The organism is Enterobacter soli ATCC BAA-2102 (assembly GCF_001654845.1).
Lineage (GTDB): Bacteria > Pseudomonadota > Gammaproteobacteria > Enterobacterales > Enterobacteriaceae > Enterobacter > Enterobacter soli.
This window is the reverse complement of sequence record NZ_LXES01000038.1, coordinates 19852-33573: the sequence shown is the minus strand read 5'-3', so window position 1 is coordinate 33573 and position 13722 is coordinate 19852. Positions and strand designations below refer to the sequence as shown.

Below are 13722 nucleotides of genomic sequence, written 5' to 3'. Positions count from 1 at the left end.
CGCTCCTTATACCGTCAGTACGACGCAGCTATCCGCATCCCAGCAAAGACGCACTTCATCGCCCCAGGTCGGCAACCCTTTGCGATAGCGATGTTCGTTTTGCAACTGGGCGCTGAGCATTTGTCCACTCTTCAAACGGACATGGTAGATAGAGAGGTCACCCAGATAAGCAATGTGCACCACTTCACCTACGGCAAAGTTATAGCCATCGGCTGGCGGGTCTTCACAGAGCATAATTTTCTCAGGACGCAACGCGATATACACCGGTACGTTATCCACCACGGAGTTATCCGGGTCGACCTTAATCGGGTGCACCAGCCCCGGGGATTCAATCACCAGCCCGTCTTCCTGGCGCTCTTTCAGCAGCCCTTCGAAGACGTTGACCGAACCGATAAACTCTGCGCTGTAGCGGGTGGTCGGGTGTTCATAAATCTCTTCCGGCTCGCCAATCTGCACGAATTTACCGCGATTCATGATCGCGATACGTCCGGCCATGGTCATCGCCTCTTCCTGATCGTGGGTCACCATTACGCAGGTCACGCCCACGCGCTCGAGGATATCCACCACTTCGAGCTGCATCCGGTCGCGCAGTTTTTTATCCAGCGCGCCCATCGGTTCGTCGAGCAGCAGCAGTTTCGGCCGTTTCGCCAGGCTTCGCGCCAGCGCCACACGCTGACGTTGCCCGCCAGAGAGCTGATGCGGTTTACGCTTCGCGAACTCCTGCATGTGAACAAGGCTCAGCATTTCGGCCACACGCGCGGTAATTTCGGCTTTCGGCAGTTTGTCCTGCTTCAGGCCGAACGCGATGTTCTGCTCTACCGTCATATGCGGGAACAGGGCGTAAGACTGGAACATCATGTTGATCGGGCGCTGATACGGCGGCACGCTGGAGAGGTCGACACCATCGAGCACAATCTGCCCGGCAGTGGGTTGCTCAAAGCCCGCCAGCATTCGCAGCAGCGTGGATTTACCGCAGCCAGATGCACCAAGCAGGGCAAAAATTTCGCCTTTATAGATAGTCAGGCTGACATCATCTACGGCATGTTGGCCGTCAAAGGATTTGGTGAGGTTGCGGATTTCAAGAAGCGGGGTCAGCGCTTTACGGACTTTCGCCTGCGGGCGGGGGGTAGCGTCATTCACGGGGTGTTCTCCGGCATAAATCAAATCATGGTGCAGGCGCACCATTTCGGTGCACCGGTTGCCGGGCGTGCTTTGCTTGCCCGGCTTACATCAGACGCGCTGAATGTTATTTACCGCTTTTCACCTTGGTCCACGCACGGGTACGCACGCGGTCAATTTTTGGATCCTGAACTTTCAGGGTGAAGAGCTTGGCGAACACATCCGCTGGCGGATAGATAGCCGGGTTATTGCGGATCTCTTCGCTCACCAGCGGCACGGAGGCCTTATTACCGTTCGCGTAGTACACGTGGTCGCTGATGTGAGCAATCACGTCAGGACGCATCAGGTAATTGAGGAACTGATACGCTTCGTCTTTGTTTTTGGCATCGGCCGGCATCGCGAAGACGTCAAAGAAGGCCAGAGCGCCCTCTTTCGGAATGAAGTACGACACATTCACACCGTTTTTCGCCTCTTTCGCGCGGTTAGCAGCCTGCCAGACATCACCTGCCCAGCCAATCGCGACACAGATGTCGCCGTTTGCCAGGTCGTTAATGTACTGAGAGGAGTGGAAGTAGCGAATATTTGGACGCAGTTTCAGCAGCAGGTCAGTCGCCGGGCCGGTGTAATCATCAGCCTTACTGCTGTTAGGATCTTTGCCCAGATAGTTCAGGACGGTGGCGAAAATTTCTTCCGGCGCATCGAGGAAAGAGACGCCGCAGCTTTTCAGCTTCTCAAGGTTTTCCGGCTTCAGCACCACGTCCCAGCTGTCCAGCTTGACGTCCGGGCCCAGCGCCGCTTTGACTTTATCAACGTTGAAACCGATACCGGTGGTCGCCCACAGATACGGCATCGCGTATTTGTTGTCCGGGTCGTGTTTGGCCACCAGCTTCAGGACTTCTGGATCGAGATTTTTCCAGTTCGGTAATTTACTCTTGTCCAGCGGCTGGAAGACGCCTGCGGTCAGTTGGCGCTCCAGGAAGCTTGCAGAAGGTACCACCAGGTCAAAACCGGTGCTGCCCGCCATTAGTTTTCCTTCCAGCACCTCGTTGGAATCGAAAACGTCGTAGACCACTTTAATGCCGGTCTCTTTTTCAAAGTTGGCGACCGTGTCCGGCGCAATATAGTCAGACCAGTTGTAAACGTGCAGCGTTTTTTGTTCCGCAGCGAGCGTGCCGGCAGAGACGGCCATCAGAGCACCCGCAACCAGACCCGATAACCATTTTTTATTCAAGGCGATCATATCTTTATTCCTTCTGAAAGCTCGTTAACAAACGAGCTAAAACTGTGCAATCTGAAGATATGCAATAATCATGCATAGTTTGTCGCTCTGCCCAAAATAAAAAGAAACCTCTTTACCCGGCAGCTTCCGCTCGCTTTTTTAAGCATCGCAAGAATAACTGTAGCCCGTGTCTCCGGCTATAGCCCAGACGAAAAAACGCCTTTTATCAATTTTTTATGCAGGTTATGTCTACGTGATAAGCCGAAATGGCCTTCGGGGAGGTGAATAATTCTTTAAAGAAAGGTTAAAAGCAGCAGAAAAAATGGCGTTATGCAGTCGCTCTGGCAGCGACTGCGCAAAAGTCAGACAGCACTAGTGAAGAAAATTGGGAGATGCATCATTATTCTCTGACTCCTCTTCACTGCTATAGAGCAGATGATGTGCACTGGCTTCCAGCATGACCATTGAAATCTGCTCTTCGCTCAGGCGCATAAACCAGGAAAATTGCTTGAAGGAGACCCCTGCCCCGGCAAATAAAGACTGGCAAACGACCAGTTTTGGCAGATTATCATCCTGAATATCGAGAAATGCCTTCACCGTCAAAGAACTGGCATTGATCGCCGAAAGATCTGACGCCAGCGCCAGCAGTGCAGAAGGTTTAACTTCAGCAAGGGCCGAGAAAAGGATCACGTCGTTGATCAGATCGATTTTGGCATCGAACACGCCGTCGAAATTTTGCATATGCGGCAGATGCAGCGCCTGGCAAGAATCGCACTCAAAGTACGTGATACCCGCATCATCAAGCCATTGACGTAACGTATCCAGTGTAGGAACGACCTGTAAATCCATAGCTGTGCAGCCTCTTAAAAAATAACTTCGCATAGAGTACGCAAAAAGTGCGCGCTAATCCATTTAACCGCCCGTTTTCAGGCAATACCCAGGGGTCGCGTGGCGTTCGATCCAGGCGATCATTTTCCCGGCGATATCAATGCCGGTGGTTTTTTCAATACCCTCAAGCCCGGGAGAGGCATTCACTTCCATCACCAGCGGGCCGCGGGATGCACGCAGAATATCGACACCCGCCACGTCCAGACCTAACGTCTGCGCGGCTTTAACGGCTATTTCACGCTCACGCTCGCTGATGTTGGCGACCCGCGCCACGCCACCACGGTGCAGGTTAGAACGGAAATCGCCGTTTTTCGCCTGCCGCTCGATGGCCGCAACCACTTCATCACCCACCACCAGACAGCGGATGTCGCACCCTTTGGCTTCTTCAATATATTCCTGCACCAGGATATGTGCATTGAGGCCGCGAAACGCATCAATTACGCTTTCCGCCGCCTGCCGCGTTTCGGCCAACACCACGCCAATACCCTGGGTACCTTCCACCAGTTTGATCACCAACGGTGCGCCGCCCACCATGTCGATCAGGTCGCTGGTATCGTCCGGCATATGGGCTATCCCGGTAACGGGCAGATCGATGCCCTGACGGGCCAACAGTTGCAGAGAACGCAGTTTATCGCGGGCGCGGGAAATCGCGACGGATTCGTTAAGCGGATAGCTGCCGAGCATTTCGAACTGGCGAAGCGCGGCGGTGCCGTAATAGGTAATCTGAGATCCAATGCGCGGGATCACTGCATCGAAAAGCGGGAGCTGACGGCCTTTATAGTGAATGGACGACGCCGCCGGATCGATGTTCATATAACAGGACAGCGGATCGAGGATTTCAACCTGATGGCCGCGCGTTGACGCTGCTTCTCGCAGGCGTTTACATGAATAGAGCGTTCCATCCCGGGACAAAATGGCAATTTTCACCCTGCACCTCTCTAAAGACATGGGAAAAGCCTGCGTATCATATACACAAAATCCTTCAAGTTGAATCAAGGCAGCCTGAAGGATGACGTGTATTGCAGCAGAGAGGCGCAGGATGAATGAACTAGCGCGTCGCCCAACCCTGTTTATGCAGATAATCGAGTATAAACGGGCGGTTTTCTTTGATGATGGTACGGCGAATGTGGTCGCTCCAGGTATCACGGCGCGTATTGCTGCCACGCGTCATGTAGTAGTGCGCCAGCTCTTCATCGTATTGCGCCAGCACGTCCTGAGCGACAGGCTGGTAGCGGTTTTCATGCATGATCATCGCCGCAGGCAAACGCGGCTTCACATCCGGGTTATCAGCCGGCCAGCCAAGACACAGGCCAAACAGCGGTAACACATGTTTTGGCAGATGCAGCAGTTCAGTAACGGCCTCAATGTTGTTGCGCAGGCCGCCGATGTACACGCCGCCAAGCCCTAAAGACTCTGCCGCCGTCAGCGCGTTTTGCGCCATCAGTGCGGTATCCACCACACCCAGCAACAGCTGTTCAGCAAGGCCCAGCTCGGCCTCCGGACAGATTTGCAGGTGGCGGTTAAAGTCAGCGCAGAAAACCCAGAATTCTGCCGCCTGGGCAACGTGCTTCTGCCCGCCCGTCAGGGTGACCAGTTGCTCACGCAGTTCCACGTCGGTGATGCGAATAATACTGGAGCACTGCAAAAAACTGGAGCTGGAGGTGCCTCTTGCGCTGTCGAGGATCGCCTCGCGTTGCGCCTGAGTAATGGGTTCATCAGTGAAATGGCGAATGGAGCGGTGGGAACGCAGCAGGTCAATCGTTGGCGTCATGGTGTCTCTCTTTGGTCGGTCTGTACGCGGTATGGCAGCCAGTATAGGCAAAGATACCGGGCATGTAATTGGCCAAACATAGCCTGAAGATATTAAAGCGACAGGTGAAACCTTCTTTTCATTCCGGCTGGTTATCGTGCAATATAAGCATCATTCGCCGTCAGGCTTGTTTTTTGAGGAGAGAGAAATGTTTGCAGTAATTTTTGGTCGTCCAGGATGCCCTTACTGTGTGCGCGCTAAAGAACTGGCAGAAAAACTGACCGAAGAGCGTGATGACTTCAACTTCCGTTATGTGGATATCCATGCGGAAGGGATCAGCAAAGCCGATCTGGAAAAAACCGTGGGTAAACCGGTTGAAACCGTACCGCAGATTTTCCTCGATCAGAAACACATTGGCGGCTGCACCGATTTCGAAGCCTACGCCAAAGAAAACCTGGGCCTGTTCGCCGCTCAGTAATGGTATGACGCCCTCAACGCGAGGGCGTTTTTATTTGTGGTGACGCCGCTGACGCATCAGGCTACGAACGAACAAGAAACACAGCGCGCCCAACGCACACCAGAAAACCCCGCTCAGTAACCAGGCCAGCTCCTGCCAAAAGCTTCTTGTCGTGACAAACAGCAGACGCATCAGCAACAGGCACAATGGCGCTGCCAGCATCGCCCCTAGCAACGGCCTGACCACCTCTCCCCGGCGAGAGAGAAAACTGGCCGCCGCCCCAGGGAGGGTGAAGAAGAGCAAACCCAGTTCCGGATGGCCTGAGGCCCTGAATGCCCCTTTCACATTAAAGGCCAAAGACAGGCAAACCACCGTGAACAACAAAAAACAGCTGATCACGCCCGCCCAGTTTCGTTTAATGTTCAAACTATCCTCCTGACTTCTTCTCTATCAAATACACTTTCGTCCAGTGGACGCCCAGTCAGATAAAGCAGTGTGGCAATCCTTGCCGAAGCCCGCACAGGGTAATGCGATAATAGGTAGCCGCCGATCGCTAATACGATTAAACTAACCCGCGGCGATTGTTTTACGGAATTAATTAAGGGTGTATGGGATTTAGGATTTTTCCCTGACGCTCAAAACAGTAGCCCAAATAGCCTCTTCATTCAACAACTTACTGGTAAACAAGAAGTTAGCCTCCGTGAATATAAACGTCGCAGACTTGTTAAACGGGAATTACATCCTGTTATTATTTGTGGTACTGGCACTGGGCCTTTGCCTGGGTAAATTACGCCTGGGCTCAGTTCAACTTGGTAATTCGATTGGCGTTTTAGTCGTTTCTTTATTATTAGGTCAGCAACATTTCAGCATTAACACGGACGCGCTCAACTTAGGCTTTATGCTGTTTATTTTTTGTGTTGGCGTGGAAGCAGGCCCGAACTTTTTTTCAATTTTCTTCCGCGACGGTAAGAATTACCTGATGCTGGCTTTGGTGATGGTCGGCAGTGCGCTATTGATTGCGTTAGGCCTGGGTAAACTGTTTGGCTGGGATATCGGTTTAACGGCCGGGATGCTGGCAGGCTCCATGACCTCAACGCCTGTGCTGGTCGGTGCGGGCGATACCCTTCGCCACTCCGGAATGGCAGGCGATTCCCTTTCAACCGCACTCGATCATCTGAGCCTGGGCTATGCCCTGACCTATCTGATTGGTCTGGTGAGCCTGATTGTTGGCGCGCGTTACCTGCCAAAACTCCAGCACCAGGATTTACAGACCAGCGCGCAGCAAATCGCCCGCGAGCGCGGTCTGGACACCGACAGCAAACGTAAAGTCTATCTCCCGGTGATTCGCGCTTATCGCGTGGGGCCAGAGCTGGTTGCCTGGGCCGACGGTAAAAACCTGCGCGAGCTGGGTATTTACCGCCAGACAGGTTGTTACATCGAACGTATCCGCCGTAACGGTATTCTGGCAAACCCGGACGGAGACGCCGTATTGCAGATGGGCGATGATATCGCACTGGTAGGCTACCCTGATGCCCACGCCCGCCTCGACCCCAGTTTCCGTAACGGCAAAGAGGTGTTCGACCGCGATCTGCTCGACATGCGTATCGTCACCGAAGAGATTGTGGTGAAAAACCATAACGCCGTCGGCCGCCGCCTGGCACAGCTGAAGCTGACCGATCACGGTTGTTTCTTAAACCGCGTGATCCGCAGCCAGATTGAGATGCCAATCGACGACAACGTGGTACTGAACAAAGGTGATGTACTGCAAGTGAGCGGCGATGCGCGCCGCGTGAAAACCGTTGCTGACCGTATCGGCTTTATCTCCATTCACAGCCAGGTGACCGATCTGCTGGCATTTTGCGCCTTCTTCATTGTCGGCCTGATGATCGGGATGATCACCTTCCAGTTCAGCAACTTTAGTTTTGGCATCGGTAACGCCGCCGGTTTGCTGTTCGCCGGGATTATGCTGGGCTTCCTGCGAGCCAACCACCCGACCTTCGGTTATATCCCGCAGGGTGCGCTGAACATGGTGAAAGAGTTTGGTCTGATGGTGTTTATGGCTGGCGTAGGCTTAAGCGCCGGTAGCGGCATTGGGCACAGTCTGGGTGCCGTCGGTTGGCAAATGTTGGTTTCCGGACTTATCGTCAGCCTGGTGCCGGTGGTGATTTGTTTCCTGTTTGGTGCCTATGTGCTGCGCATGAACCGCGCCCTGCTGTTCGGCGCCATGATGGGTGCGCGTACCTGCGCCCCGGCGATGGAAATTATCAGCGACACCGCGCGCAGCAACATCCCGGCACTGGGTTACGCGGGCACCTACGCTATCGCCAACGTCCTGCTGACACTCGCCGGTACGCTCATCATCATCATCTGGCCAGGACTGGGATAAAAAGAAAATTTGCGCATAGTCGAAAATATTTTAGATATGCGCAGAACTTTTCTTTCTGGGGGTAGTCATAATTAGTGCCACTGCTTTTCTTTGATGTCCCCAATTTGTGGAGCCCATCAACCCCGCCGTTTTGGTTCAAGGTTGATGGGTTTTTTGTTGCCTGAATTTCCCCTTCCCTCGTCAATTCCCCGCCCATCGCACATACTTTTGGTTCACCCGAACAGACAAAGGTGGACACATGCAACTCAAACACCAGACCGCACTCGTCTTCGGCGGTAGCGGTGCTATCGGCAGTGCGGTGGCGCACGCTCTGGCACGCGATGGAGCGCATGTATACCTCGGCGCACGTAACCAGGCCAGACTGGACGCCACAGCAGAAAGCATCCGCGCCGCAGGCGGCACGGCCAGTACGTTTATCTTCGATGCCCTCCACGGCACAGACCCGCTTCCGGCCCTCACAAGCATTGACGTGGTGGTTAACGCCACCGGTTTTATGCACGATCAGGGTAAACGTATCGACGAATTAACCCTGTCTGAATTCAGGCAAGGATTCGATCCTTTCCTCACCGCGTATTTCAACATTGCAAAAGCTGTTTCACCAAAGATGGGAGCTGAGCGCGCAGGCTGCATTATCACTATCGTCGCACCAGCGGCGAATATGGCGATGCCGGGCCATCTCGGGCATATCGTGGGGTGTGCGGGAATAGAGGCTTTTACACGGGCGCTTGCCGGTGAGCTGGGGCCGAAAAATATCCGGGTGCTATGCGTACGCTCCCACGCGATTGCCGATGCGGTTCAGGCGGGGTCGTATGTGGGGGAATTGTTTGCCGCTAAGGCAAAAGGCATGGGCATTTCAGTGGACGCATTTTTAGGCGGTGCGGCGCAGAGCACCATGCTAAAACGCCTGCCGACGCTTGCCCAGGTAGCAAATACCATCGCGTTTCTGGCGTCGGATGAGGCCAATGCGATGACGGGCACAATGGTGAATATGACGGCAGGGGCAACCACTTACTAGCTTCCGTCCTTACCCGCTATCCTTCCCACCATCATGCGGATTTCCTCCCGGGATAGTGGTTGTCGGTCCGTCACAAAGTGAAGGGTCATGCCTTCAATAAACGCATCCAGCGCGCGGGCGGTGACCGGATCAAACCACTGCTCAAGCGTGTTCTGGCTCATTTTCATCCAGTCCTGCATCACCGTTTTGAGCGCCGGGCTACGGTTCATAAAGGCATACAGTTGATACATCAGCTCCATATTGTGCGGCGTGGTGACTTCAGAACTGTGGATCAGGGTGGTGATAGACTCACAGGCCATTTCCGGGTCGCTAACACCCGCAAAGTAATCGCGATACTGCTGCGACATCTGCCGTGTGAACCACGTGAACGCCTCTTCAAGTAGCGATTCCTTACCGTCGAAATAGTAGGTCATCGATCCCAGCGGCACGCCTGCGCAACTGGCAATTTTACGGTGTGTAACCGCATGGATCCCATGTTCAGCAATGGTATCCAGCGTGGCCTGAAGTATCTTTTCCCGACGGTTGGGATCGTTCGGTGGTCTGCTCATAAAATCCTCATCTCGTTTATGTACAAATGTACACAAACTTGGTAGTGTTGTCGCTATTGTTGTACTTCTGGTGCTTACCTCAATGACGCTAACCTCACCCCGTAAAGCCCTGCGACTACGCATGTGGGCACTCTTTATGTTCTTCTTTATTCCCGGACTGCTTATGGCGTCCTGGGCGACCCGTACACCCGCTATCCGCGACATTTTGTCGGTATCCACCGCGGAAATGGGCATTGTGCTGTTTGGCCTGTCGGTCGGCTCAATGAGCGGTATTCTCTGCTCCGCATGGCTGGTGAAGCGTTTTGGTACGCGCACAGTCATTCGCACCACCATGTGCTGTGCGGTATTCGGGATGTTGGTACTGAGCCTGGCGTTGTGGTTCGCCTCCCCTGTAGTGTTCGCTCTGGGTTTGACGGTGTTTGGCGGCAGTTTTGGTGCAGCCGAAGTGGCGATAAACGTTGAAGGGGCAGCCGTCGAGCGCGAGATGAACAAAACCGTGCTGCCCATGATGCATGGCTTTTACAGCCTCGGCACGCTGGCAGGCGCTGGCGTCGGGATGGCACTCACGGCGTTTGGGATCGCCGCCAGTCTGCATATCGTACTGGCAGCGCTGGTCTGTATTGTTCCCATTCTCACCGGGATCAGGGCTATCCCGAATGGTACGGGCAAAAACTCCGCCGACGAACAAAAATCTGCTGAGAAAGGGTTGCCGTTTTACCGCGACATGCAACTGATGCTGATTGGCGTGGTGGTGCTGGCTATGGCCTTTGCCGAAGGCTCCGCAAATGACTGGCTACCGCTGTTAATGGTGGATGGTCACGGCTTTAGCCCAACCTCCGGCTCGCTGATTTACGCCGGATTTACGCTGGGGATGACCGTTGGTCGCTTTACCGGTGGCTGGTTCATCGACCGCTATAGCCGCGTGACGGTGGTTCGTGCCAGTGCCCTGCTGGGCGGACTGGGGATTGCGATGATCATCTTTGTGGATGTCGACTGGATTGCCGGTGTCTCGGTGATTTTGTGGGGGCTTGGCGCATCGCTGGGCTTCCCGCTGACCATTTCCGCCGCCAGCGACACCGGCCCGGATGCCCCAACGCGCGTCAGCGTGGTTGCCACGACGGGTTACCTCGCCTTCCTGGTGGGGCCGCCACTGCTTGGCTTCCTGGGTGAGCACTACGGGTTGCGCAGCGCCATGCTGGTGGTGTTAGGGTTGGTCATGATTGCGGCGCTGGTGGCGCGCGCGGTGGCAAAACCAGAAGCAGAACACTCGACACTGGAGAAGGGATATGAGCGTTAAACTGATTGCAGTCGACATGGATGGCACCTTCCTGAGCGATGCGAAAACTTACAATCGCGAGCGTTTCCTGTCGCAATATGCGCGCATGAAAGAACAAGGCATTCGCTTTGTTGTCGCCAGCGGAAACCAGTATTACCAGCTGATTTCATTCTTCCCGGAAATCGCGCGCGAAATAGCCTTTGTGGCCGAAAACGGCGGCTGGGTGGTGAATGCCGGTGAAGACGTGTTTAACGGCGAACTGTCGAAAGAGGACTTTACAACCGTGGCTGCCGTGTTGAGCGATGTCCCGGAAGTGGAGATCATCGCCTGTGGCAAAAGCAGCGCCTATACGCTGAAATCCTACAATGACAGCTTTAAGGCAATTGCCGCCCAGTACTACCACCGGCTTGAAATGGTGGATAACTTCGACAATCTGAACGATATTTTCTTCAAGTTTGGGCTTAACGTTTCAGATGATGAAATCCCGCGCATCCAACCGATGCTGCATGAAAAACTGGGCGATATCATGGTGCCCGTCACCACGGGCCACGGCAGTATCGACCTGATTATCCCCGGCGTGCATAAAGCCAACGGCCTGCGGATTTTACAGCAGCACTGGGGCATCGAAAACGGTGAGGTGGTCGCCTTTGGTGACAGCGGAAACGACGTGGAGATGCTGAGTCAGTCGGGCTTTAGCTTTGCGATGGCCAATGCCAGACCCCACATTAAAGAGGTCGCCCGGTTTGAAGCGCCGCACAATAACGATGAAGGCGTACTGGATGTGATTGAGAAGGTACTGAACCGGGAAGCGCCGTTTAATTGAGTTTACGTTCCCTCTCCCGCCGGGAGAGGGAACTAACAGATTACGGCTGCAACGCATTCCCGACACGTTTATCCTTCAGGAACACCACCATCAGGCCAACCCACAACACGCCATTGGCCAGGTTAAACAGGCTGAACAACCCATTGCCACCCAACGCGTAAGCGTGTTTGCTCACCTCGATACCGACGGTAAAAATCAGCATCTGTAACATGCCCATCGCGGCAGACACTGTACCTTTACTCATGTCGCTGGCGAACAGCGTCAGGCGCACCAGCCCGGCGTTTGCCAGACCGATGCCAAAGGCATACAGACTCAGCCCCGCGGTCATCCACAGGTAAGCGTGTGATGACGCCACGGTAGCCACCGCCGCCACAATCAGCCCGGCAGCAATCGGCCAGCCACCCATGATTATCAACGAACGCACGGTACGACGCGAAGTCAGACGCGCCAGCACCAGGTTACCAATAATCAGAGCACCAAAAATCGGCACCTGGAGCAGGCCGTACTCATAGCTGCTGAGCTGCTCGCCGCTGATGATAATGACCGGTGACTGCGCAATCCACGCCAGCAATGGCAGGCTGACAAAGCCCGTTGCCAGCGCGCCCGCCACAAAACGGATGTTTTTCAGCACTTCTTTGTAATCGCGCCCCAGATCTTTAAGGGACAGCTTTTCACCCAACCGGGTGGCGGTTTCCGGCATCGCCCGATGCAGGCCAAAGAAGGAGATAGCCGCAAGCGCTGCAAAGAGAATAAACATCCCCTCCCACGGCGCTACATGCACCCATGCAGCCCCCACCAGCGGCCCAAGCAAGGGGGCAATCAGCGCAACGTTCGCCATCAGCGCGGTAATTTTGATACACACCGCTTCTTCAAAGGATTCCTGAATCGCCGCATACCCCACCGCGCCGATAAAGCACAGGCTCACCCCTTGCAGGAAACGCAGCAGCGTAAATTGCTCAATGTTTTGCGCCAGCAGCGTGGCAAGACAGGTCACGATAAACCACACCACGCCCGTCAGCATCACCGGACGACGGCCAATACGATCTGACAGTGGGCCTAACAGCCACTGTAAAAACATGCCGCCAGCCAGATAGGCGGTCATAGAGGTCGGTACCCACTCAATACCTGCGTTGTACTGTTCGACAACAGCCAACATGCCCGGCTGGATCATATCGTTGCCGATGTAGGTTGAGAATTCGTAGAGCACCAGACACAGAGGAAAAAGTAACGCCTGACGTCCCAGACGATTACCGGAAGAAGAACGGTTTAACATGCAGTCTCTTTATGATGAAAAAATCGCGGTGAGTGTAATGAAATGCTGCTTCCTGAGATAGTCATTTATCGAGGAGAAACAGAAATAAAGCACCTGGATCCTGAATAATTCAGATTGCATAAAGGCAGCGAGGCACAGGCAACCTGGAGTAGCGCGAGTATATCGTCGTTGTTTAAGGTTTCCTTAAGTTGACACTAATATGATAACCACATTTCACGTCACTGACCTTAATTATGGCACAAACCTCCAGCCGTTCAGAATTATCTAAGTTACCGACAAATAAGACAAAACGACTTTACCGTTTGCCGGGCCGCTTTTATGGTTATCAGCTTTTCGCGCTGATAGTCCTTGCCGTTTTGTTTACCTGGCTATCTCGCGATGAAACGCTCGACAGATGGATAACAGGCTTTTGGTATGACGCCGCAGCGCAGCGCTTCCCGTTGCAGCAAAACCCGCTGCTGGATTTGTTAAATCACCGGCTGGCGAAGTACATCGCCATTGCTTTAGGCGCGGTGGTATTGTTTTACGGTGCATACAAGCGTAACGCGAGGCTGGTGACAGCCGCGCTGTTGATGGGGCTGGGTGCGCTGGTTGTTGGCGTGCTGAAAAGCGTAAGCCATCACAGTTGCCCGTGGGATCTGGTGGAATATGGCGGTAAGGCTGTCTCTTATCCCCTGTTCGGCTCTGCCCCGGCAGACAGTGGCCCCGGTCGCTGCTTCCCGGGTGGGCATGCCTCCAGTGGCTTTATGGTCATGGGCCTGTTTTTTGCCTTCTGGCGCGAGCGCCCTCGCCTGGCATGGAGCTTCGTTGTGCTGGGCGTTGTGTTAGGCCTGGCAATGGGTTACGGCCAGGTCATGCGCGGGGCGCATTTCTTCTCTCACAACCTGTGGGCTGGGTGGTGGGTCTGGTTTTCTCAGGTGGTGGTCTACGGGCTTGTTTCCACCCGGTTTGCTAAAGAGTAACGACAC

Annotated in this window: 14 protein-coding genes; 6 read left to right on the top strand and 8 right to left on the bottom strand. The window is 54.3% G+C overall.

What is annotated here, in order from left to right:
- Positions 1-6 precede the first annotated feature (6 nt).
- From potG to nfsA, 5 genes are all read right to left on the bottom strand, one after another.
- A complete protein-coding gene (gene potG, locus M987_RS12725; RefSeq protein WP_014069509.1) occupies positions 7-1140 on the bottom strand; it encodes a putrescine ABC transporter ATP-binding subunit PotG in 1134 nt (377 codons plus the stop codon).
- A gap of 106 nt (positions 1141-1246) precedes the next feature.
- The gene (gene potF, locus M987_RS12720; RefSeq protein ID WP_014069508.1) at positions 1247-2359 is read right to left on the bottom strand and encodes a spermidine/putrescine ABC transporter substrate-binding protein PotF; all 1113 of its coding nucleotides are present in this window, start codon (positions 2357-2359) and stop codon (positions 1247-1249) included.
- A gap of 351 nt (positions 2360-2710) precedes the next feature.
- The gene (locus tag M987_RS12715) at positions 2711-3187 is read right to left on the bottom strand and encodes a YbjN domain-containing protein (RefSeq protein WP_014069507.1); all 477 of its coding nucleotides are present in this window, start codon (positions 3185-3187) and stop codon (positions 2711-2713) included.
- Positions 3188-3250: 63 nt separating this feature from the next.
- Positions 3251-4153, bottom strand: coding sequence for a 30S ribosomal protein S6--L-glutamate ligase (gene rimK, locus M987_RS12710; protein WP_041162020.1), 903 nt, complete (start codon positions 4151-4153; stop codon positions 3251-3253).
- Positions 4154-4274: 121 nt separating this feature from the next.
- Positions 4275-4997, bottom strand: a complete 723-nt coding sequence (gene nfsA, locus M987_RS12705; protein WP_014069505.1) for a nitroreductase NfsA — start codon at positions 4995-4997, stop codon at positions 4275-4277.
- Positions 4998-5184: 187 nt separating this feature from the next.
- On the opposite strand from nfsA, the gene M987_RS12700 reads away from it, so the two are divergent.
- Positions 5185-5454 (top strand): GrxA family glutaredoxin, encoded by a 270-nt coding sequence (locus M987_RS12700; protein WP_014069504.1) that lies wholly within the window; start codon positions 5185-5187, stop codon positions 5452-5454.
- A gap of 30 nt (positions 5455-5484) precedes the next feature.
- Here M987_RS12700 and M987_RS12695 read toward each other — a convergent pair whose 3' ends face one another.
- Positions 5485-5859 (bottom strand): inner membrane protein YbjM, encoded by a 375-nt coding sequence (locus M987_RS12695; protein WP_014069503.1) that lies wholly within the window; start codon positions 5857-5859, stop codon positions 5485-5487.
- A 274-nt stretch (positions 5860-6133) separates the two neighbouring features.
- Between M987_RS12695 and M987_RS12690 the strand changes: the two genes are divergently transcribed.
- Complete coding sequence (locus M987_RS12690) at positions 6134-7819, top strand: aspartate:alanine antiporter (protein WP_014069502.1); 1686 nt, start codon at positions 6134-6136, stop codon at positions 7817-7819.
- Positions 7820-8057: 238 nt separating this feature from the next.
- Positions 8058-8834 (top strand): SDR family NAD(P)-dependent oxidoreductase, encoded by a 777-nt coding sequence (locus tag M987_RS12685; RefSeq protein WP_014069501.1) that lies wholly within the window; start codon positions 8058-8060, stop codon positions 8832-8834.
- Here the strand turns inward: M987_RS12685 and M987_RS12680 are convergent.
- Positions 8831-9382 (bottom strand): TetR/AcrR family transcriptional regulator, encoded by a 552-nt coding sequence (locus tag M987_RS12680; RefSeq protein WP_014069500.1) that lies wholly within the window; start codon positions 9380-9382, stop codon positions 8831-8833. The two genes, M987_RS12685 and M987_RS12680, sit on opposite strands and share 4 nt — an antisense overlap.
- Before the next feature lie 82 nt (positions 9383-9464).
- On the opposite strand from M987_RS12680, the gene M987_RS12675 reads away from it, so the two are divergent.
- Both M987_RS12675 and M987_RS12670 read left to right on the top strand, forming a co-directional pair.
- Entirely contained in the window at positions 9465-10679 is a 1215-nt protein-coding gene (locus tag M987_RS12675) for an MFS transporter (RefSeq protein ID WP_014069499.1), read from the top strand.
- Positions 10669-11481, top strand: coding sequence for a Cof-type HAD-IIB family hydrolase (locus M987_RS12670; protein WP_014069498.1), 813 nt, complete (start codon positions 10669-10671; stop codon positions 11479-11481). Before M987_RS12675 ends, M987_RS12670 begins: the two co-directional genes overlap by 11 nt.
- 40 nt (positions 11482-11521) lie before the next feature.
- Here the strand turns inward: M987_RS12670 and M987_RS12665 are convergent, their stop codons facing one another.
- Positions 11522-12754 carry an MFS transporter gene (locus M987_RS12665; RefSeq protein ID WP_014069497.1) on the bottom strand — a complete coding sequence of 411 codons (1233 nt, stop codon included), beginning with the start codon at positions 12752-12754 and terminating at the stop codon, positions 11522-11524.
- 233 nt (positions 12755-12987) lie between these two features.
- Between M987_RS12665 and M987_RS12660 the strand changes: the two genes are divergently transcribed.
- Positions 12988-13716, top strand: a complete 729-nt coding sequence (locus M987_RS12660) for a phosphatase PAP2 family protein (RefSeq protein WP_014069496.1) — start codon at positions 12988-12990, stop codon at positions 13714-13716.
- Positions 13717-13722 lie beyond the last annotated feature (6 nt).